This window comes from Microbispora sp. NPDC049125 (assembly GCF_040802045.1).
Taxonomy (GTDB): domain Bacteria; phylum Actinomycetota; class Actinomycetes; order Streptosporangiales; family Streptosporangiaceae; genus Microbispora.
Genome location: NZ_JBEZDW010000018.1, coordinates 125938 through 145879 on the forward strand (window position 1 = coordinate 125938; position 19942 = coordinate 145879).

The 19942-nt window shown below is 73.3% G+C and carries 16 protein-coding genes and 2 rRNA genes; 3 read left to right on the forward strand and 15 right to left on the reverse strand.

Going from position 1 to position 19942, the window contains the following annotated elements; translation table 11 throughout:
• Window positions 1-64: 64 nt before the first annotated feature.
• The 9 genes from AB0B72_RS21955 to AB0B72_RS21995 all read right to left on the reverse strand — a co-directional run bounded on the left by AB0B72_RS21955 (window position 65) and on the right by AB0B72_RS21995 (window position 10768).
• Window positions 65-1162 carry a glycosyltransferase family 4 protein gene (locus tag AB0B72_RS21955; RefSeq protein ID WP_367740732.1) on the reverse strand — a complete coding sequence of 366 codons (1098 nt, stop codon included), beginning with the start codon at window positions 1160-1162 and terminating at the stop codon, window positions 65-67.
• A 171-nt stretch (window positions 1163-1333) separates the two neighbouring features.
• A complete protein-coding gene (murJ, locus tag AB0B72_RS21960; RefSeq protein ID WP_367740733.1) occupies window positions 1334-2989 on the reverse strand; it encodes a murein biosynthesis integral membrane protein MurJ in 1656 nt (551 codons plus the stop codon).
• 24 nt (window positions 2990-3013) lie between these two features.
• Complete coding sequence (locus AB0B72_RS21965; protein WP_367740734.1) at window positions 3014-3964, reverse strand: hypothetical protein; 951 nt, start codon at window positions 3962-3964, stop codon at window positions 3014-3016.
• Window positions 3965-4025: 61 nt separating this feature from the next.
• Window positions 4026-5009 carry a copper transporter gene (locus tag AB0B72_RS21970; protein ID WP_367740735.1) on the reverse strand — a complete coding sequence of 328 codons (984 nt, stop codon included), beginning with the start codon at window positions 5007-5009 and terminating at the stop codon, window positions 4026-4028.
• Complete coding sequence (gene steA / locus AB0B72_RS21975; protein WP_367740736.1) at window positions 5006-6202, reverse strand: putative cytokinetic ring protein SteA; 1197 nt, start codon at window positions 6200-6202, stop codon at window positions 5006-5008. The genes AB0B72_RS21970 and steA overlap by 4 nt, the downstream gene beginning before the upstream one ends.
• A 245-nt stretch (window positions 6203-6447) precedes the next feature.
• A complete protein-coding gene (gene recN / locus AB0B72_RS21980; protein WP_367740737.1) occupies window positions 6448-8229 on the reverse strand; it encodes a DNA repair protein RecN in 1782 nt (593 codons plus the stop codon).
• Between the two features lie 356 nt (window positions 8230-8585).
• Window positions 8586-9506 (reverse strand): NAD kinase, encoded by a 921-nt coding sequence (locus AB0B72_RS21985; protein ID WP_367740750.1) that lies wholly within the window; start codon window positions 9504-9506, stop codon window positions 8586-8588.
• Window positions 9507-9549: 43 nt separating this feature from the next.
• Window positions 9550-10359: a TlyA family RNA methyltransferase gene (locus tag AB0B72_RS21990; protein WP_367740738.1), complete on the reverse strand. Its 810-nt coding sequence runs from the start codon at window positions 10357-10359 to the stop codon at window positions 9550-9552.
• Between the two features lie 121 nt (window positions 10360-10480).
• Window positions 10481-10768: a hypothetical protein gene (locus AB0B72_RS21995; protein WP_367740739.1), complete on the reverse strand. Its 288-nt coding sequence runs from the start codon at window positions 10766-10768 to the stop codon at window positions 10481-10483.
• Between the two features lie 326 nt (window positions 10769-11094).
• Here AB0B72_RS21995 and AB0B72_RS22000 point away from each other — a divergent pair, with 326 nt between their 5' ends.
• Window positions 11095-11442: an SCP2 sterol-binding domain-containing protein gene (locus tag AB0B72_RS22000; protein ID WP_367740740.1), complete on the forward strand. Its 348-nt coding sequence runs from the start codon at window positions 11095-11097 to the stop codon at window positions 11440-11442.
• Between the two features lie 233 nt (window positions 11443-11675).
• Here AB0B72_RS22000 and AB0B72_RS22005 read toward each other — a convergent pair whose 3' ends face one another.
• Together AB0B72_RS22005 and AB0B72_RS22010 are read right to left on the reverse strand one after the other, a co-directional pair.
• On the reverse strand, window positions 11676-12698 hold the full coding sequence (locus AB0B72_RS22005) for an HAD-IIA family hydrolase (protein WP_367740741.1): 1023 nt from the start codon (window positions 12696-12698) through the stop codon (window positions 11676-11678).
• Window positions 12695-13126 carry a tetratricopeptide repeat protein gene (locus tag AB0B72_RS22010; protein ID WP_367740742.1) on the reverse strand — a complete coding sequence of 144 codons (432 nt, stop codon included), beginning with the start codon at window positions 13124-13126 and terminating at the stop codon, window positions 12695-12697. The genes AB0B72_RS22005 and AB0B72_RS22010 overlap by 4 nt, the downstream gene beginning before the upstream one ends.
• 85 nt (window positions 13127-13211) lie before the next feature.
• Here AB0B72_RS22010 and AB0B72_RS22015 point away from each other — a divergent pair, with 85 nt between their 5' ends.
• The gene (locus AB0B72_RS22015; protein WP_367740743.1) at window positions 13212-14438 is read left to right on the forward strand and encodes a DUF1015 family protein; all 1227 of its coding nucleotides are present in this window, start codon (window positions 13212-13214) and stop codon (window positions 14436-14438) included.
• Between the two features lie 73 nt (window positions 14439-14511).
• On the opposite strand, the gene AB0B72_RS22020 is transcribed toward AB0B72_RS22015, so the two are convergent.
• Entirely contained in the window at window positions 14512-15078 is a 567-nt protein-coding gene (locus tag AB0B72_RS22020; protein WP_367740744.1) for a single-stranded DNA-binding protein, read from the reverse strand.
• Window positions 15079-15182: 104 nt separating this feature from the next.
• Here AB0B72_RS22020 and AB0B72_RS22025 point away from each other — a divergent pair, with 104 nt between their 5' ends.
• Window positions 15183-16112 carry an MBL fold metallo-hydrolase gene (locus AB0B72_RS22025; RefSeq protein ID WP_367740745.1) on the forward strand — a complete coding sequence of 310 codons (930 nt, stop codon included), beginning with the start codon at window positions 15183-15185 and terminating at the stop codon, window positions 16110-16112.
• An 86-nt stretch (window positions 16113-16198) separates the two neighbouring features.
• On the opposite strand, the gene AB0B72_RS22030 is transcribed toward AB0B72_RS22025, so the two are convergent.
• The 3 genes from AB0B72_RS22030 to AB0B72_RS22040 all read right to left on the reverse strand — a co-directional run.
• Window positions 16199-18001 carry a hypothetical protein gene (locus tag AB0B72_RS22030; protein ID WP_367740746.1) on the reverse strand — a complete coding sequence of 601 codons (1803 nt, stop codon included), beginning with the start codon at window positions 17999-18001 and terminating at the stop codon, window positions 16199-16201.
• A gap of 1644 nt (window positions 18002-19645) precedes the next feature.
• Window positions 19646-19762 (reverse strand): 5S ribosomal RNA (gene rrf / locus AB0B72_RS22035).
• 105 nt (window positions 19763-19867) lie between these two features.
• A 23S ribosomal RNA gene (locus AB0B72_RS22040) occupies window positions 19868-19942 on the reverse strand; the annotation flags it as partial.

A 19942-nucleotide genomic window follows, 5' to 3' on the forward strand; every position in this document is an offset into this window, starting at 1 on the left:
GATACTCCCCCCCAACGCGTCCAGTATATGGATCAGGGTTAGCCTGACCTAATCCCACGAGGAGTCAATGGTCAACGAGGTGGGAGTAGGCCTCGGCGACGGCCCGCAGCGCCGCCGCCTCGTCCGGGAGCTCCCCGCCCCTCCGCGCCGACGCCTCGGCCAGGCGGGCCGCCAGCGCCGGGTCGCCGAGCAGGCGGCCGATCTCCCGGCTCAGCTCGCCCGGGTCCCCGGGGGCGACCAGCAGGGCCGCGTCCCCCGCCATCGCGGGGATCCCGCCCACACGGGTGGCGATGACCGGCAGGCCCGCCCTCAGCGCCTCGTGCAGGCTCAGCGGCTGCCCCTCCCAGCGGCTCGGCAGCAGCAGGGCCGTCGCCACCGGGAGCAGCTCGGCGGGGTCCGCCCAGCCGTACAGCACGACGGGCAGCCGCTCGGCGTCGATCCTGGCCTGCAGGCCGGGCCGCAGCGGCCCCTCCCCGGCGATGACGAACAGCGGATCGCCCTTGTACGGGGCGGCCGCCGCGTCGAGCAGGGTCTCCAGCCCCTTCTGCTGGGCGAGCCTGGCAACGGTCAGCAGCACGGGACGGTCACCCCCGCCCGGCAGCAGCCGCGCGAGCTCCGCCCGCACCTCCTCGGGGGTCCGCGAGGGCCGGCCGAGGGGCGGCGCGGGCACGACGGCCGCCTGGACGCGCCGCGCTCCCCTGGCCCGCATGCGGGCGCCCAGGTCGGGCGACACCACCAGGACCAGGTCGGCCCGGCGCGCCACGATCCGCTCCAGGAGGCCGTAGACGGCGCCGATCGCGCCCGTGGCCGTGACGCCGTTGTGCAATGTCACGACGAGACGCGGGCGACGGCGCACCGCGAGCAGGGCCAGGGCTGCGATCGCGCCCGCCCGCAATCCGTGGGCGTGGACGATCCGGGCTCCCCTGACCGCCGCCCGCAGCCGCGCGACGGCCGCGAGGTCGTCGGCGGGGCGGGGCCGGTCGGCGATGGGCACCTCCGTGAAGCGCGCCCCGGCGGCCGTGAACCCGAAGGTCTCCTCCGTCGCCGCCGGCCCTGCCACCACCACCTCGTGGCCGGCCGCGGTCAGCCCGCCGGCGAGCATGCGGACGTGCCTCCCGACGCCTCCGTCGCTGGTCCCCAGCACGAGCACGATCCGGCTCACGCCCGCCACCCCCTTCGTCTGGACGTTCCCGCACGTCCGGTACGGCTCACGCCGCCACACCCCGATCCTCCGGCACGTCCGGTACGGCTCACGCCGCCACACTCCCTGGTCCCGGCCGACCGGGCACGTTTCCCGCGGCTCACTTCGACGGCCGGCCGGGGCTGAGCCCGCTCATGCCGCGTCCACCGGTTCACGGTCCTTCCTCCCGCCGCGGAACCTGGAAAGCGCCGCCGCCAGATCGCGCCGGTCCACGGCGGCCGCGATCAGCACGCCCGCTGTGAGGGCCGCCACCCCGGCCGGCACGCCGGTCGCCAGCCCGCCCCAGGGGCCGCCGCCGTCCAGCAGCGCCGCCACGCCCCAGCCCGCGAGGAACCCGCCCCCACCGCCCAGCACCGCCGCCAGCGCGGCCCGGGCCACTCCCCGGACGGCCTGAGCGCCCCGCGCCGCGAGAACGGAGACGAGCAGGACGGCCCCTCCCAGCGTCATGCCCGCCGCCTGGCCGAGCGCCAGCCCGCCGAGCCGCCAGTCCTGCGGGAGGAGGAACACCAGCGTCACCTGGGCGGCCACGGCGACCAGCCAGCCGGCCACCGTGCCCCAGGCCGCCGCCCTCCCCCGCCCGGCGGCGTAGAGGACCCGGCTCAGATGGGCGATCAACCCGTAACCGACCAGCCCTGGGGCGAACAGCGCGATCGCCCGGGCGAACACGGCGGTGGAGATCCGCGTGTCGGCCTGGGCGAGGAAGACGTGCGCCATCGATCCGGCGACCGCGGCGAGCGCGCCGGCCGCCAGTCCGGACACCAGCAGGACGGCCCGCGTCGTCCGGGCGGAAAGGGCCGCGAACCCCTCCCCGTCACCGCTCTCCGCCCGGGCGGAGAGCGCCGGGAACGCGCTGGTCGCGATCGGCACGGCGAGCACGGCGTACGGCACCTGGTAGATCGCCCACGCGTAGTTGTAGGCCGCCAGCGCCCCGCCGCCGATCCGCCCGTTGGCCAGCGGGATGACGACCGCCGTCGCCACCTGCTGGGCGACCAGCGCGCTCAGCCCGGCCAGGGCCAGCCGCCGCACCTGTACGGCGACGCCGCCGGGGAAGCGCAAAGTGGGCCGCCACCGCAGCCCGAGCCGCCCGCCGGGCCCCAGCACGGTGACGACCAGAGCGAGCACGCCCAGCGTCGTCCCGGCGGACAGCGCCAGCTCCGCCGGGCCAGGCACCGACGCGGGGTCCTTGACGCCGCCGCTCAGCGGGGCGAACACCAGATAGGCGACGATCACCACCACGCTCGACACGAGCGGGGCGACCGCGGGGCCCGAGAACCGGCGGTGGGCCTGGAGCACGCCGTACAGCACGACGGCCATGCCGTAGAGCGGGATCTGGGGCGCGAAGACCACCAGCATGCGGGTGGCGACGGCGGTCACGGCGGCCGGGTCGCACCCGGGCACGTCGGAACGCACCAGCAGCCGCGTCACCGGGCCGGCGGCGAGCGCGACCAGCACGCCGGCCGGCACCAGGACCACCAGCACCCACGTCATCAGGGCGGAGGAGATGCGGCCGACCTCGGCCCGGGCCTCCTCGGTGGAACGGGCGGCGGCCCCGGCGAGCACGGGGACCACCATCCCCGCCAGCGCGCCCCCGACCACCACCTCGAAAACGAGGTTGGGCACCTGGTTGGCGGTGTAGTAGGCGGTCGCCAGGCAGTTGGTGCCGACCGCGCGGGCGAAGGCGAGCTGCTTGGCGAAGCCGGTGACCCTGGCGAGGATCGTGATGGCCCCGATCAGCACCGCCGCCCCGGCGATCCCCCCGCCGATCCCCCCGCCGAGCCGTCTAGCCATGCCGGCCTGGGGTGGTGCCGGGCGTCACGCCGCCGGCCCCGCCGTACGGGCCGGGGCCTGCGGGGGAGACAGCGGGGGACGGCGGCCGAGCAGGTCGAGGCGGTTCAGCACGCGGTTGCCCGCGATGACCTTGGTGAAGCTGACCTTCTCCGAGGCGGCGGTGAGGGCCGTCACGGCGCCGAGGGCCGCGAGGCGCGCGGGCCGGCCCAGGCGGCCGGTCGCCGCGAGGCCGAGAAGGGCGCCGAGGGCGTTCGCCCCGGCGTCGCCGAGCATCGCCCGCTCACCCAGGTCCTCGGGCAGCAGCGCCGCCGCCGCGCCGAGGGGGATGGCCGCCAGCACGGCGGCCCGCCGCGCATCCGCGCCGTGCGGCGAGGACGCGCGGGCGACGGAGGCGGCAAGAAGCGGGACCCCCGCCATCAGCCCCGCCTTGATCGCACGTCCGGGACGCAGGTCGAACAGGTTGGCCAGGTTGGCGGCGCCCGCGATCAGCGCGCCGTCGACAAGAAGGTCGGCGGCCCGCGACACCGGCCCGGAGTCCCCCGGGTGGCGCGGGGCGATCGCGGCGGCCGCGAGCCCGGTGACGCCGATGCCGACGATCTTCACGGCGCCGCTGGTGACCTCGCCCCGGGCGAGCGCGGCCAGATGCCCCTTGAACCCCTTGGAGGACGACGTGCCGAACACGTCGTCGTACGCGCCGAGGATCCCGCTGCCGGCTCCGGCGAGGGCGGCGGCGGCCCGCGCCCGGGCCGGGAGGCCGGGGGCGAGCGCGGCGGCCGCGGTCGCGCCGGCGACGAACGCCGGGCCCTCCAGCAGCGTGACAGGCTCTCCGCGGTGGTTGACGCGGGTCCAGTACGCGTCGGCGGTCTTCTCGTCACCGAGCGGCGGCCGCCGGCGGAACGCGGCGTACGCCGCGCGGGCGGCCACGGCCCCCAGAGCGGCGCCGGCGGCTGGGCCGGCCAGGGCGCGTATGGCCACGGCGGATCCTCTTCCTGGTTAGATGGTTCCTGGTGCTGCGGGGCGGGTCACCGGCGGCGTGTCAGCCGCTGGACGCCGCCGGGCTGGGGGTCGGGCTCGCGCTGGGGGCGACGACCGTCGGCTCGAACGCCGAGGCCCCGCTTCCGACGCCGTAGGATCCCGACCGGCCGGTCAGCTGCTCCCGCAGAGCGTAGACCACGACGACGCGGCCCGCGGCGAAATCGACGGTGTCCACGGTGGAGACGCTGGACGCCGCCTCACCGGTGTCGCGGAGCGCGGCGATGGCCCCGCCGCTCGCCGAGGCGGTGGTGCTGCCGGTGAGCACGGTGCCGAAGTCGACGGCGTCGAGCCCGGCCGCCACCGAGACGATCGCCGCCGTCTGCCTCTCCGCGTCGTCTCCCTCGTACGGCTGAGACGGGGCGAGCACGATCGCCATCGAGGAACGCTCCTCGGGGCTGCCGCTGAGGGACAGGAAGCCGCCGCCCTGGAACGACTCCAGCACACGGGAGGCGTCCGCGTTGAGACGGCCGACCTTCGTCCGGTCGTTGGTCACGATCGCGGTGGAGAGCATCGCCGCGGCCTTGTCGTACGGCGAGGCCTCGGCGGAGAACCGCATCCCGATCGGGGCGAGGCTGGTGGCGAGCCCGTCCACGATCGCGGCTTGGTCGCCCGCGGTGAACTTGTCGGTCAGGCTGACCCGCCCCGCGTACGTCCCGCCGGCGCTGGTGACGAGCCGCTCGATGGGCTCGCGCAGGCCCCCCGGCGCGCCGGGGGCCTCGACGAGCACCACGCGCTCCCCGGCGAGCTGGCCGTGGACCAGGTCGGCCAGGTGGGTGGTGACCAGGGAGTCACCGCCCTCCTCGCGGGACTGCAGCTCGGAGATCTGGGCGATGTAGCTCTCGTTGGCCTTGCGCAGACCGGCGGTCGTGTCCTCGGCCGACTTGTAGAACATGGGCTCGAGCGCGGTGCTGCCCAGCACGATGCCCACGGTGAGGGCGAGGAAGATGGCGACGATGGAGACAAGGTGATATCGGAAATCGATCACGAGAAGAGTCCGACCAGCCAGAAGATGAAGCCGTTCCAGGCGACGCGCAGGCCGTTCAGCCAGACCTGGCCGATCGGGGAGATCGACAGCACCACGCCGATGGTCACCAGCGTCGTCGCGACGAGCAGCAGCAGGGACGGGGTGGAGATGCGGCTGCGGTAGAGCCTGCTCACGCCCTTGGCGTCCACGAGCTTGCTGCCCACCCGCAGCCGGGTGAGCCACGTGCTCGCCGCGCCCGACCTGCCCTTGTCGAGGAACTCGTCGAGCGTCCAGTGGGTGCCCACGGCGACGATCAGGGACGCGCCCTTGTCGTCGGAGAGCAGCATCGCGATGTCCTCGCTGGTGCCGGTCGCGGGGAACACGACGGCCTCCTGGCCGAGCCGGTGCACGCGCTCCAGGCCGGGCGCGCGGCCGTCGCGGTAGGCGTGGACGACCAGCTCGGCGCCGCAGCACAGCGCCTTCTCCGAGACGGAGTCGAAGTCGCCGACGATGACGTGCGGCACGTAGCCCGCTTCGAGCAGCGCGTCCGCGCCGCCGTCCACGCCGACCAGGACCGGGCGGAACTCCCTGATGTACGGCCGGAGCGTCGCGATGTCCTCCTTGTAGTGGTACCCGCGTACAACGATGAGGACGTGCCGGCCCTCCATCGACGTCCGGATGTCGGGGACGCCGACGCCGTCGATGAGCAGGTCGCGCTCTTTGCGGATGTACTCCATCGTGTTCGCGGCGAAGGCCTCCATCTGGACGGCGAAGCCGGCCCGGGCCTCGGTCATCGCGGCCTGGACCGTCTCGGCGGTCTGCGCCTGCCCCTTGCCGACCAGCTCTTCGCCGAGGTAGACCATGCCCTCGTGGACGCGGACCACGTCACCGTCGGCGATCCGCTCGAACAGCTCCGGCGTGGCGCCGTCGACCAGGGGGACGCCCGCCTCGAGGAGGATGCTCGGCCCGAGGTTGGGATAGCGGCCGCTGATGCTGGAAGCCACGTTGACGACAGCCGCGGCACCGCACGCGACCAGAGCCTCCCCGCTGACCCGGTCGATGTCGACGTGGTCGATAATCGCGATCTCCCCGGCCTGGAGGCGTTTGGTCAGCCTCTTCGTCCGCCTGTCGATTCTCGCCACTGCCGTCACCCCGGGAAGGTCGTCTGCCTTCCTGCGGCGGAGGCCCGGAACGTTCAAGCTCGGGACCTTCATTATGACCATCCTGCCAGAGGCGCCGACCGGCGTGCTCCCATACCCTGCGGCCTGTCTCTTATGTCACAACAAGTAAGAGATGTTAACGAGGCGCTCGCCGGACCGCGTCCCATTTACGGCCTCGGAGTCGCAACCTCGGAGTCGCAACCTCGGAGTCGCAACCTCGGAGTCACGGCACCGGCTTCACGGCACCGGTTTCACGGCTCCGGTCCGGGTGCCCCGCCGTCGCCTCGTCTCTCCGTTGATCATCTCCGCTTCCCGGCGGCCCCGGCCCTGAGCGGGCGAGCGGGCGCGCCCGTCGCCTCGCCGTCCCAGGCGGCCTTGTCCCCCGCGGCGATGGACAGCAACTCCGCCGCGTGGGCTCTGCCCAGCTCGGAGTCCTCGAGGCCGGCGAGCATCCGGGACAGCTCGCGCTCCCGCCCCTCCTGGTCGAGGGCCACCACCCCGCTGCGGACCACCCTGCCGTCGCTCGCCTTCTCCACCACCAGGTGCTGGTCGGCGAAGGCGGCCACCTGCGGCAGGTGGGTGACGACGATCACCTGGGCCGTGCGGGCCAGCTTGGCGAGACGGCGGCCGATCTCGACGGCGGCCTTGCCGCCGACGCCCGCGTCGACCTCGTCGAAGACGAACGTCGGGACGGGATCGGCGCCGGCGAACACCACCTCGATGGCGAGCATCACCCGGCTCAGCTCACCGCCGGACGCGCCCTTCGTCAGCGCCAGCGGCGGGGCGCCGGGGTGGGACGCCAGCCGCAGCTCGATCTCGTCGACGCCGTGGGGCCCGAAGTCGCCGCTGGCGGTGATGGCCACGCTCACCTCGGCGTGCGGCATGGCGAGAGCGGTCAGCTCCCTGGTCACCGCCTGGCCGAACCGCTGAGCCGCCGCGGTGCGGATGGCTGTGAGCTCACCGGCGAGCTCACCCAGCCGCTCGGTGAGCTCGCCGTGCTCGCGGGTCAGCTCGTCGATGCGCTCGTCGTCGCCTTCCAGCTCCGACAGCCGCTCCGCGGCCCGCTGCGCCCATGTCAGCACCGCCGCGACGTCCGGCCCGTACTTGCGGGTCAGGCCGTTCAGCGACGCCCGGCGCTCCTGCACGACGGCGAGCCGGGCCGGATCGGCCTCCACGGACTCGGCGTACGCCGCCAGCTCGGTCGCCACGTCGGAGATCAGGTACCCGGCCTCGGCCAGGCGGTCGGCCAGCCCCGCGAGAGCGGGGTCGAAGCCACGCACCGCCTCCACCGCCGACTTCGCGTGGCCGAGCAGCGACACGGCGTCCTGCGCCTCCTGGGCGCTCGACATGGGGTCACCGAGGAGGGCGGTGTGGGCGGTGGTGGCCGCCGTGCGCAGCGCGTCGGCATGGGACAGGCGCTCGGTCTCCTCCTTGAGCTCGGCGTCCTCCCCGGCACGCGGCTGGACCTTCTCGATCTCCTCCAGGCCGAACCTGAGGACGTCGGCCTCCTGGGCGCGCTCCCTGGCCCGCTCGGTGAGCTCGTGGAGCAGCTCCCCGACCTGCTTGTGGCGCTTGTACGCCTGCTCATAGGCCCGAAGGGGCTTGACCAGCTCGTCCCCGGCGTAGCGGTCGAGCGCGGCCCGCTGCCGGCCCGGCTGGAGCAGCCGCTGCTGGTCCATCTGGCCGTGGACGGCGACGAGGTCGTCCGCGATGTAGGTGAGCGTGCCCACGGGCACGGACCGGCCGCCGAGCCAGGCACGCGACCGCCCCTCCGACGACACCGACCGGGAGATGATGAGCCGGCCGTCCTCGACGTCACCGCCGACGTCGGCGACCTGCTGGACCACCCGGCCGCCGGGCTCGATGACGAGGGTCCCCTCGACGAGCGCCTTGTCGGCGCCCGGCCGCACCCGGGCGGGATCGGCGCGGCCGCCGAACAGCAGGCCGAGGCCGGTCACGACCATCGTCTTGCCGGCTCCCGTCTCACCGGTGACGACGGTGAATCCCGGTGACAGCTCCAGAACCGCCTCGTCGATGACGCCGAGCCCCTGGATGCGGACCTCCTCGACCCTTGGCCGCACTGGTCCCTCCCGTTTTGCCGACCGAACTCGCCAGAGATCCTACGCGCAACTCGTCAAGATTTTCGAGGAGTGCGGCTCCCTGGCGAGGCCAGTACGGCATTCTGTGGACAAGAAAGCCCAGCTCGTAGTGCGAATCCGACCTAATTGCCACAGAACGCCCCGCCCTGGGGACGGAACGCCCAGGGCGGGGCCGCTCGGAGCGGCACCATGGCGTTCTGAGAGGACGCCGGGTCGCTCGAAACCGGGCGGCGGGGCGTTTTGAGGAGACGCAGCGCCACTCGAAACGGGTGGCGGGGCGTTTGAGGAGACGCAGCGCCACTCGAAACCGGCGGCGGCGCTCGGAGCGGGCGGCTATGTCAGGTGGCGCGGACGCGTCCCCGCCAGCCCTCGACCGGCAGGCCGAACTTGGCGACCAGGCGGTCGGTGAACGGGGCCCTGCTGGTCTCCCCGCTCAGCAGGCGGGCCAGCCGCACCGGAACGTCGCTCCTGCGGACCTCCACCCGTGCGCCGGGCGGGACGTCGAAGCGGCGGCGCCCGTCACACCACAGCACCCCGGCGCTGGTCCCGGGGACGAGCTCGGCGGCCAGCGTGCTGCGCGGCGAGACGGCCATCGGCCGCGCGAACAGCGCGTGCGCGCTGTTGGGGACGAGCAGGAGCGCCTCGACCTCCGGCCACACGACCGGCCCTCCGGCCGAGAAGGCGTACGCGGTGGAGCCGGTCGGCGTCGCGAAGATCACACCGTCGCATCCCCACCGGGAAAGGGGGCGGCCGTCGACCTCCGCGACGACTTCCAGCATGCGGTCCACCTTCTCGATGGACGCCTCGTTGAGCGCCCAGGTGTCCGCGATCACCTCGCCGTTCGCCCGGACGGTGACCTCGACGGTCATCCGCTCCTCGACCTCGTATCTCGCCTCGGCCACCCGGTCGACCACCGAGGCCAGATCCTCCACCTCGGCCTCGGCGAGGAAGCCGACGTGCCCCAGGTTGACGCCGAGCAGCGGCACCCGGGCGGGGCGGGCCAGCTCGGCGGCGCGCAGCAGGGTGCCGTCGCCGCCCAGCACGATGATCAGCTCGGCCTCGTCGAGCGCGCCGCCGCTCTCCGGCACCACCTCGGCTCCCGCGCAGCCGATCTCCTCCGCCTCGTCGTCCAGCACCCGGACGTTGAGCCCCGCTTCGATCAGCCGGTGCATGACCAGCCGGGCGCTGGTCACCGCCGCCTCCCGGCCGGTGTGCGCCGTGACCAGGACGGTCCGCTTGACGTTCACCCCGTCGCCCATCCTGTCGCTCACCGTCTCCACGCCATGACGCCGCCATCTGATCTCATTGGGGCCCCTCCGCGATCGCTCGCTCGATGGCCGCTTCGAGGTCGGGGACGGGGTCGTGCCCCGGCCCCTTCCCCAGCCACACCACGTACTCGACATTTCCCGACGGCCCGGGAAGGGGACTCGCCGTCACGCCCTTCACGGTCAGCCCGAGCCGCCCGGCCGCCAGGGCGACATCCCGTACGGCCTGGGCCCGCAGGGCCGGGTCGCGCACGACGCCGCCCGCTCCCACCCGGTCCTTGCCCACCTCGAACTGGGGCTTGACCAGCATCGCGAAGTCCGCGACGTCCGCGGCGCAGCCCACGAGGGCGGGCAGGACGAGGCGCAGCGAGATGAACGACAGGTCGCCGACCACCAGCGTGGGCGGCTCGCCCACCATCTCGGGTGTGAGATCGCGGACGTTGACCCGCTCAAGCACCGTGACCCGCTCGTCGGTGCGCAGCGACCAGGCGAGCTGGCCGTACCCGACGTCGACCGCGAGCACGTGGGCGGCCCCGTGCCGAAGGAGCACGTCGGTGAAGCCGCCGGTCGAGGCGCCCGCGTCCAGGCAGCGGCGGCCCGCCACCGACAGCCCCGTGAAGGCCTCTAGGGCGCCCAGCAGCTTGTGCGCGCCCCTGGACACGTAATCGGGGCCATCCGCCGCCTCCGCGACCACGATGGCCGCCGCGACGTCGACCTGCGTCGCGGGCTTGCCGGCCGTCCTGCCTCCGACCGTCACCCGTCCGGCCTCGATCAGCTGGGCGGCCTGCTCGCGGGACCGGGCGAGGCCGCGCCGCACGAGCTCGCTGTCCAGCCGTAACCGCTTCACCGCCGCCCCCGCCCGCCCCGGGCCGCCCGCTCGGCGGCGTGCGCCTCCGCGTGGGCCGCCGGAACCACCAGAGCCGCCAGGCGGGCTCCCAGGCGTCGCCGCGACCGCCCCGGCCACGCCCTCACCGTCCCGCCTCCGAGGGCCCGTCCACCGGGCCCTTGGCCGGGGCCTCCACCGAGGCGCCCACAGGGTCACCCGTTGAGGCCGGCGCCGGGTGGCCCGCCGAGGCGTCGACGGAGTCGTCGACCGAGGCGAGCACCGCCTCCAGGCCGGACAGGACTTCCTCGAAGATGCCGACGTGCTCGGGCACCGGCGCGGCGGTGAGCCGGCCGAGAGGGGCCAGCGCCCCCTCCACGGTCTCCGCAGCCGGGACGTGCCCCTGCGCCGGTTGGCTTCCGCTGTCCGCCATTGCCCCCTCCACGACGTCCGGTCCCGCCGGCGCCCGCTCTCCCCGCGCCGCCGCCGCCGTACGGCGGACAGGCGAGGCGGGCGAGTCAGGCGAGGCCCGGTCGCTCCGGCCGGGCCCTCATGCCGGTCGCCTTGACGCTATCGGACGCCACCGACACCCGCGCCGTCCCGGCCGTTCAATGCCCGGCATGCGCCTTCTGTCCCCAGAGTTGCCCCCGGGCGGCCTGCGCAGGTCTTCGATTCAGCGGATTCCGCGCAGCCGTCACGTGGAAAGCTACTGTCGGTAGAAAGAGCTCGCAGTGGTCAGTGAGAAGAGAGGGCAGGCGCATGGCGACCGTCGAGGAAGTCCGGGCGGCGCTGGACAAGCTCGTCGAGCAGTTCGACGGGATAAGCGAGGAGGACCGCACGAAGCACGTGGTCGAGCGCAGACTGGCCTGCCGGATCTCCGACATCGGGCTCACGTTCTACGGCCGGATCCACCGCGACGGGCTCGACCCGTTCAAGGAGGTGCCTCCTCAGGACGGGCGGCCGGCGGAGGTCAAGCTCACCCTCAACAGCGAGGATCTGGTCTCGATGGTGAACGGCCAGCTCGACATGGGCCGGGCCCTGCTCACCGGGCGCGTCAAGATCGACGCGAGCCTCGGCGACCTGCTGCGCCTGCGCAAGCTCCTCTGAGCCCGGGTACGGGGTCTCCTCGATCCCGGCGACACCCTGGGCCGGCCGCAGACGTCGCCGGTGCCGAGAGAATGCGAGCACACGGCCGGGAGCGTTTCGCCCCAGCCACCCAAGCGTCGTGAGACGGGGTCACCACACCCACGCCTTCACAGCCCAAGCGTCGTGAGGCGGGGGCGCCACACCCCCGCCTTCATAGCCGGGCATCGTGAGACAGGGGCACAACGGCCCGGCCTTCAGAGCCCGAGCGTCGTCAGGGCGGGTTTCACCGCGTCCTCGTCGGCGCGGCCGTCCCCCGCCGCCTCCCATGCGGCGGCGCATGCGGCGCGCAGCCCTTCGATCGGATCGCCCTCCCCGGTCAGCACGAGCTGCCCGTGCTCCCATCGGGCCGTCCACCCGCCGCAGGACCAGCCGCCGTCATCGTGCCGGACGTCCGCGGCGGGCGCGTGGAGCCCGGTCAGGTCGGCGGAAACATGCGTCGGGCGGTGGCGAGGCTCCGCGGTGAGCACGTCGAGAGGGCCGGCCACTCCCGTCAGGACCAGCAGGCTGTCCACCCCGGCCCGGGTGGCGGCCTCGATGTCGGTGTCCAGCCGGTCGCCGACGATCAGCGGCCGCTGCGCCCGGGTGCGGATCATCGTCTCCCGGTGCAACGGCGGCTCCGGCTTGCCGGCCACGACGGGTTCCACTCCCGTGGCCGTCGCGATCACCCGGCTCATCGCCCCGTTGCCGGGCAGCTTCCCCCGGCCCGTCGGCATGGTGGTGTCGCTGTTGGCCGCGACGAACCAGGCGCCCTGGCGCACCGCCAGGGCTCCCTCCGACAGGAGGCCGTAGGACAGGTTCTCGGCGATGCCCTGCACCACGGCGGCGGGTGCGTCCATCGCCGTCGTCACCGGCCGAAGACCGTGGGCTCGCAGGGCGGCGCGCAGGCCCATGCCTCCGACGACGAGCACGGGCGAGCCGGGCGGCACGTGCTCGGCCACCAGCCGGGCCGCCGCCTGCGCCGACGTCACCACGTCCTCCGGAGCCGCCGGGACGCCCAGATGTGTGAGGTGCTCGGCGATCGCACTGGGCGTCCGGGACGCGTTGTTCGTGACGTATGCCAGTCGCACGCCCAGGGCCCGGGCCCGCTCCAGAGCCTCTGCTGCGTGGGGGACCGCGTTCTTGCCGAGGTAGACGACGCCGTCGAGATCGAGCAGGAGGGTGTCGTAGGCGTCGACGAGCCGGGAGGTCTGGGGAGTCCCGGATGTGGCGACGGTCATACCTGCCTCGCCCGCAGTGTGGCCCGGACCTGCTTGAGCGCCGACACGTAGTGGCGCAGGTCGGGCCGCATCGCCACGGCCATCGCGAGCGGCTCCTGGGCGCCCTCCACGTCTCCGCTGCGCCACAAGGCCATGCCGAGCCCGAAGTACGCGTAGTCCTCGGCCGGGTTCGCGTCGACGATCAGGCGGAAGCTGCCGGCGGCCTCGTCGTAGCGCCGCGAGTTGAACTGGGCCCGGGCCAGCGCCTCACGGATGCTCCGCGAGTCCGGCTCGGCCTGCGCGGCGTGTTCCAGGATGGCGGCCGCGGCGGCCGGACTGCCCTCTTCCAGCAGCTTCGTCCCACGCTTGAACCACTCATAGACGTCGCCCGCCGGCACGCCACCCGGATCATGAGGGGAATCGGACGCTCCGTTTCGTCCTTCGATCATGGGGTAAGGCCTCCTGCAATCCGATTTCATCAATAACCGGGCACCGCAGCGTCGGGGGTCCGGACCTTATGGCAACATGCCCGGTATGGAGAGATCTGAACGGGCGGGACTGGTGCTACGTCCGTTCCACGGCGTGCGATTCGCAGTGGACGATCCGGCCGCCGTCACCTCGCCGCCCTATGACCTCATCTCCCCCGAGGAACTTGAGGAACTGCTCGCCTGTCATCCGAACAACGTGGTGCGCCTGATCCTTCCCGGTGCGGGTCACTACGGCGACGCGCAGGCCGAGCTCAGGCGGTGGCTCGACTCCGGCGTGCTGGCCGTCGACGGCCTCCCGGGGCTGTACGTGTACGAGCAGACCGGTGTCGGCTTCCTCCAGCGAGGCCTCATCGGCGCCGTCCAGGTCGGGTCGGAGTCCGTCCTGCCCCACGAGGACGTGCTGCCGGGGCCCGTCGCCGACCGGCTGGCCCTGATGCGGGCCACCGAGGCGAACCTGGAGCCGATCTTCCTGCTGTACGAGGGCGGCGGGACCGCGTCGCGGCTCGTCGACGACGTGGCCACGCAGCGCTTCCCCCTTGCCGACGTGCGGACCCGCGACGGGGTACACCACCGGCTGTGGGAGGTGACCGACCCCGACGAGATCGCCGCCGTGGGCGAGGACCTGAGGGACAGGCAGGCCCTGATCGCCGACGGGCACCATCGGTACGCCACCTACCAGGCACTGCGTGCCGGTCACGTGGGAAGCGGGCCGTGGGACCACGGTCTCGCCTACCTGGTCGACTCCACCGCGTACCCTCCCGATCTCCGGGCGATCCACCGGGTGATCCCCGGCCTGCCGCTGGAGGAGGCGGCGGCACGCGCCAAGGGGTCGTGGCAGGTCCACGAGTTCGCCTCGCTGGAGGACGCGCTCGTGGGGCTCGCGACGGCATCCGGCCCCGCGTTCGTGCTCGCCGGGGACGGCCCCTCGCACCTGCTCACCGAACCGGACCGGCTGCAGGTGGAGCATGCGATGCCGGCCGGGCGCTCGGCCCGGTGGAAGGCGCTCGACACGTCGGTCCTGAGCATGTTCCTGCTGCCGAAGGTGTGGGGCATCGCCGACAGCGAGGAGTCGGTGCTCGTGGTGCACCACGACCCGCTCGCCGCCGTACGGCTCGCGAGCCGCGTTCACGGCACCGCCGTGCTGCTCAACCCCCTCTCGACGGACGACGTCCTGGCCGTGGCGGCCCAAGGGGAACGGGTGCCGCGCAAGTCGACCTCGTTCGGCCCCAAACCACGCACCGGCCTGGTCATGCGGACGTTCGCGTCGGACTGACCACCCGCAGGGAATGACAGAGGGGTCCCCGGGGCCCAGGTATCCCCGCGTCCGCGTAAGGCTCATCCAGTCCTCACCAAGGTCGCCGTCCCCTCCAGCGCTTCGGCCGTTTGAGCGTGGTGGCCCCGGCCGTCTCCGGCCCGGCAGCCGCAGGCCGGTCGTCCCGTGCCGCAGCAACGCCGAGCTCGTCGCCGTCGCCCGCTCTCTCAGAGCACACGCCAGCCGGGCCGGCACCAGCCGGGCCGGGACCAGCCGGGGCGACAGCATCCGGCGCGGCGTGATCGGGGCGGGTGACGCGGGGGCTCCGGCCGTTCCGGCGCGCCGGGACCCGGGAGCCGGCCTGCTCGACCTGGCGGGCCGTGCGGACCTCGATCTCGTAGCGGCTGCCGCCCCGCCACCATCGGCGGCGCAGAGCGCCCTCGACCTCGACGACGTCGTCGAGCCGCCAGCCGTCCAGCATGCCGCGCACGTCGTCGTGGAATGTGGAGCACTCGATCGCGTCCGCGCGCTGCGGGCCGGGATGGTCTTCGGGCCGCCGGACGGCGAGCCGCCACTGTGTGAGCATGGCTCCGCTGGGCAGCTCCTTGTGGACGGGCTCCATCGACAGCCGGCCGACCAGCAGCACCTCGTTGCGGTGCATGTGATCTCCTTTCCTCTCCTGAGATCACAGTCGATGATTGCCCCGGGGTGACAACGGCCAGAATGGCATTCTGTGCATGTCGGTTCTCGTTATTGGGGTGAGCTGTGGACAACGTGAGGCCGCTCGGCGGCGGCGTGTACGAGATCGACACCCGCATGGCGGGCTACACCGGCATCACGGCCGGTTACCTGATCCTGGGTGACCGCCCCTGCCTGGTCGAGACGGGCACCTCGACGTCCGCGCCCGTCGTCAGGGAGGCGCTGACCTCTCTCGGGGTGGGCGCCGGTGACCTGGCGACCGTCGTGGTGACGCACATCCACCTTGACCACGCCGGCGGCGTGGGCGACATCGCCGCCTACTATCCGTCCGCGGAGATCGTCGTGCACGAGAAGGGGGCGCGGCACCTGGCCGACCCGTCCCGGCTGATGGCGAGCGCGAAGATGGTGTGGGGCGACAGGCTCGACGTGCTGTTCGGGACGCTCGCGCCCACCGACGCGAGCCGCATCCGGGCGCTCGGCCGGACCGGCACCGTCGATCTCGGCAACGGCCGGACGTTGTCCAGCCACTACTCCCCCGGCCACGCCAAGCACCACGTCGGCCTGCTCGACTCTCTCACCGGCGATCTGTACGTCGGTGACGCGGCGGGCGTCTACCTGCCCGAGACAGGTGACCTGCGCCCGGCCACCCCGCCGCCGGACTTCGATCTGGGGGTCGCTCTCGACTCCATCGCTCTCTTCACCGCGCTCGGCGCCCAGCGGCTGCTGTTCAGCCACTACGGGCCGGTCGAGGACGTACCGGCGACACTGGAGCGTTCGGCGGAGGAGTTGCGCATCTGGGTCGACCTGACCAAGCAGGCCCGCGCCGAGGGGCTCGACCTCGATCACGCGGTGGCCATGGTGCGTGACCGCACGAAGGAGCGGTACGCGGCGTTGCGCGCCGACGAGGCGACCGCCGGGCAGTTCGAGTTGCTGAGCGGGGCCCCGTCGAACGTCGCGGGCATCATGCACTGGCTGGACCGCGTCCCCGGCGCCTGAGCCCCCCGCCGTACGGCCCTGCCGTGACCTCGGAACGGCGGCGCGCCGCCCGATGTGCGTTCACCGGGCGGCGCGTGCCGGGCAGATCAGGGCTGGCGGTCGGTCCGCTCCTCGGTGTCGTCGTCGAGGACGTCGCCGAAGTCAGGCTCGATGAACGCCGGGCCGAAGGCCGGCACGCCGCTCCTGCCGTCCGCCGGCTGAGGGCGCTCGACCGCCGTCTTCGGGGCGCCGCCCCCGGCCTCCGTCTCGGGGGCACCGTCCGCGGACCCGGCGGCCGGCGCCGGGCTCGTGGCCGGCACGGCACCCAAGGCGTCGCCGTCCGGCGCCTCGCCCTTCAGTACCTCGTCATCCAGCCCATCGTCGTTCGACGCGTCGCCCGGAGCGGCTTCCCCGGGAGCGGTCTCATCAGAGATCTCTCCGGGGAGGGTGTCCGTCGCGGCGTCAGCCGGAACGTCGGCCTCCGTGTCAGTCTCCGTGTCAGTCTCCGCGCCAGCCGGAACGTCGGCCTCCGCAGCGGTGTTCGCGTCGGGCTTCGTACCGGACTCGGTACCGGACTCGGTGCCGGACTCGGTATCGGTGAGGTCCACCGGCTCCAGGCCGCTTTCCTCGTCCGACCGCTCGGGCTCCGGCACGGACGGCTCCGGCTCCTCGGCGTCCGCCGCCTTGGGCGGATCGGCCTCCGGCGTCGCGACAGCGGCAGTTTCCGCCGCCACGGCAGCGGGCTCGGCGCGTCTCCGGTCGGGCAGAACGGCCCGAGAGTCCAGGAGGTCGTCGTCGAGCAGGTCGCCTTCGAACCCGTCCTCGGCGTCTTCCTCGAGGTCCTCGATTCCGGAGCCGGTCAGCTCGGCGTAACGCTCGGCCGCGTCGGTCTCCCCGTCGTCGTCGAACGCCATGGCCCGGGCGAACCAGTCGGTCGCCGCGTCCTCGTGCCCGGCCTCGGCGAGAGCGTCCGCGTACGCGAAGGCGAGCCGAGCCGACCACGGCTTGGGCTGCGGATCCCGCAGCTCCGGCACCCGCTGCAACGTGATCACTGCGGCGTCGTGCTGGCCGAGGTCGCGACGAGCGCCCGACTCCACGATCGCGAGCTCGATCTTGCCGGCGCGGTCCAGACGTTCGGCCTCCGGCGAGCGTGCGAGGTCGAGGGCGCGCTCGGGACGCCCGAGACCGCGCTCACAGTCCGCCATCACCGGCAGGTAGTCATCCGAACCGGTGAGCCTTCGTGCCGCCCGCAGGTCGCCGAGCGCCTCGGCGTACTGGCCCGCGTAGTAGGCCGCGATGCCGGTCGCCTCGCGGACGACGCCGATCCTGGCGGCGAAGCGACGAGCTACCTTGGCGTGCGCGAAAGCCCGCTCGGGGTCGTCGGCGCTCAGCGCCCGGCCGGCCGCCACCAGGTGGCTGGCCACCAGGTCGGCGAGGTCGTTGGGAAGCGATCGCAGCTCGGCCCGGACGTCGCGGTCGAGCTCGTCCGGCGTGATGTCCGCCTCGAGCTCGGGCATCTGCTCGCGCTCGCTCGGCTCGTCCGGCTTGCCGTACCTGGCCCGGCCTGCGCCGCGATCGTCCCGGCTGAACGGCCGGGGCCCGCCACGCTCGCCACCCGGACGGTCACCGCTCCTCGGACGATCCCCGCCTGTGCGCCGGTCACCACCAGGCGCGCGGTCGCCGTCGAACGAGCGCCGCGGCCGGTCGCCGAAGCTCCTGTCGCGGTCGCCACGGTCCCGGTCGCGGTCCTGGTACGGCCTGACACCGCCGTCTCGGCCGCGCTCGGGGCGGCCGGCGTCTCCGCCGCGGAACGAGCTCGGACGGTCCCGGCTGTCGCGGTCCCTGAACGAGCCACGATCGTCGCGGTCACGGGCACCCGGCCCGCCACGCGAAGCCCCGCCGGTCTCCATCGGACGGCGAGGCCGGTCCCGGGAGGCGTCACGGTCACCATAAGTACGCTGGGGGCGGTCGCCCTGCCCCTGCCGTGGGCGGTCGTCAAAGCGGGACGCGCCGCGTTCGCCGTACGTCCGCTGGGGACGATCGGGACGTCCGGGCGCCGTTCCGCTGTCGGTCCTCGGGTAGCCGCGCCCGCCGGAGGAGTCACCCTCGCGAGGGGGACGGCTGTCCCGCCGGTCACGGTCATCACCACTTGGGCGGTCGTTCCGGTCCTGCGGGGGACGTCCCGGCCGGTCGTCTCGATCGCGGAAGCCGTATCGACCGCCGAAACCGCCGCCGCTCTGCCGCGGCGGCCTCTCGCCGAAGCCGCCTTCACGGCGTGCGCCGCCTTCGCGGCCGCCTCCGGAGGCGGGCCGTCCATCACGGTAAGGCCTGCCACCGCCGTCGTCCGATCGGAACGGCCGACCATCGCGATCGTCTGAGCGGAACGGCCGTCCTCCGCGGTCGTCGCGATCCCGCGGGCCGCTGCGGGCCGCGTCGCGGTCGCCGTACGAACGCGGGGGACGGCTTGCCCCCTGGGAGGCGTCCCGGTCGCCGTAAGAACGTGGTCTGGAGGAGTCGGAGCCGCCCTCACGCTGAGCGGGCCGCTCACCTCGATCATCGCGGCGACCGCCGAAGCCACGGTTGCCGAACCCACGGCCACTGTCGCGGTCGCGGAACCCGCCGCGATCACCAGGACGGGAACCGCCGCTACCGCGGTCGTCACGAGAGCCGGACCCTGAGCCGCCGCGGTCGTCTCGGCTACCGAAGGGCCGGCCGCCGCGGTCGTCTCGATTGCCGGTGGGCCGGCCGCCCCGGTCGTCGCGGTCCCGGGAACCGCCGTAGCCGCCGCGAGCCGCGTCTCGGTCACCGTATGAACGCGGAGGACGGGCACCGCCCTGCGAGGCGTCCCGATCACCGTACGCACGCGGGGGACGAGCGCTCCCGGAGGCATCTCGGTCACCGTACGCGCGTGGGGGACGGGCATCTCCCTGCGAGGAGTCCCTGTTGCCGAACGGGCGACCACCTCGGTCACCGCGGTCGCCATAGGGCCGGCTGCCACGGTCGCCCCGGTCCCCGGATGGAGGCCGGCTTCCCGAGCTCCGGTCGTCGCTGCGGAAGCCCCGCCTGTCTGAACGGAACGAGCGCTCAGCGCGGTCTCCCCGGGGGGCCTCTCGCCGCTCCCCGTCGCTTCCTCCGGCCCCCCGAGGGGCTCCGGCACGTCCGGCCTGGTTCCTGCTGTCTTCGCGGTTGTCCTCGCCACGGCCCGCGCCGTCACGCCCGTCTTCTCTGTTCACTTCTGCCCTCTATTGCTTGCTCACCGCGTACGGCTCTGCGTCCGGGTCGCCGGCCCGCAGCCCTGTCTCCTCCGGCACTTCAGGGGCTGGAAAGCCTCTGATTTCGGGGAGGGTCATCTTGTTCGCCGCAGGTCCGGCGAGACCGCTTCGCGCGCCGCAGCCTTCGCTCGTCGCCCAACGCGACGAAGGCCACCCGTGGTGGGGTGGCCCGGCCGTTCCAGCCTAGCGCGCTGGGGCTACCCCCCGAGCCTGGTCATGCTTGATCCTCTGAACAGAAAAAGCCACCCCGTTGGGGTGGCTTCTCCTGTCGAACAAATGATTGTCCGGCGGTGTCCTACTCTCCCACACCGTCCCCGGTGCAGTACCATCGGCGCTGGAAGGCTTAACTTCCGGGTTCGGAATGTAACCGGGTGTTTCCCTACCGCTATAACCGCCGTAACCCTATGAAACACACAACCACCTGGTTGTTGTCTCTGGATCACATAGTGGACGCGAGCACCACACCCCAGCGCATGCTCTCGCAGCGCCTGCAGGGCGGGTTTCATGGTCAAGTCCTCGGCCTATTAGTACCGGTCAGCTCCACACCTTACGATGCGTCCACTTCCGGCCTATCAACCC

Bases quoted from the DNA above. Each gene is read 5' to 3' on its own strand.
- murJ (WP_367740733.1), bottom strand. From the start codon at position 2,989: ATGGCTAGACGGCTCGGCGGGGGGATCGGCGGGGGGATCGCCGGGGCG.
- steA (WP_367740736.1), bottom strand. From the start codon at position 6,202: ATGAAGGTCCCGAGCTTGAACGTTCCGGGCCTCCGCCGCAGGAAGGCA.
- AB0B72_RS21985 (WP_367740750.1), bottom strand. From the start codon at position 9,506: ATGGGCGACGGGGTGAACGTCAAGCGGACCGTCCTGGTCACGGCGCAC.
- AB0B72_RS21995 (WP_367740739.1), bottom strand. From the start codon at position 10,768: ATGGCGGACAGCGGAAGCCAACCGGCGCAGGGGCACGTCCCGGCTGCG.
- AB0B72_RS22000 (WP_367740740.1), top strand. From the start codon at position 11,095: ATGGCGACCGTCGAGGAAGTCCGGGCGGCGCTGGACAAGCTCGTCGAG.
- AB0B72_RS22005 (WP_367740741.1), bottom strand. From the start codon at position 12,698: ATGACCGTCGCCACATCCGGGACTCCCCAGACCTCCCGGCTCGTCGAC.
- AB0B72_RS22010 (WP_367740742.1), bottom strand. From the start codon at position 13,126: ATGATCGAAGGACGAAACGGAGCGTCCGATTCCCCTCATGATCCGGGT.
- AB0B72_RS22015 (WP_367740743.1), top strand. From the start codon at position 13,212: ATGGAGAGATCTGAACGGGCGGGACTGGTGCTACGTCCGTTCCACGGC.
- AB0B72_RS22020 (WP_367740744.1), bottom strand. From the start codon at position 15,078: ATGCACCGCAACGAGGTGCTGCTGGTCGGCCGGCTGTCGATGGAGCCC.
- AB0B72_RS22030 (WP_367740746.1), bottom strand. From the start codon at position 18,001: ATGGAGACCGGCGGGGCTTCGCGTGGCGGGCCGGGTGCCCGTGACCGC.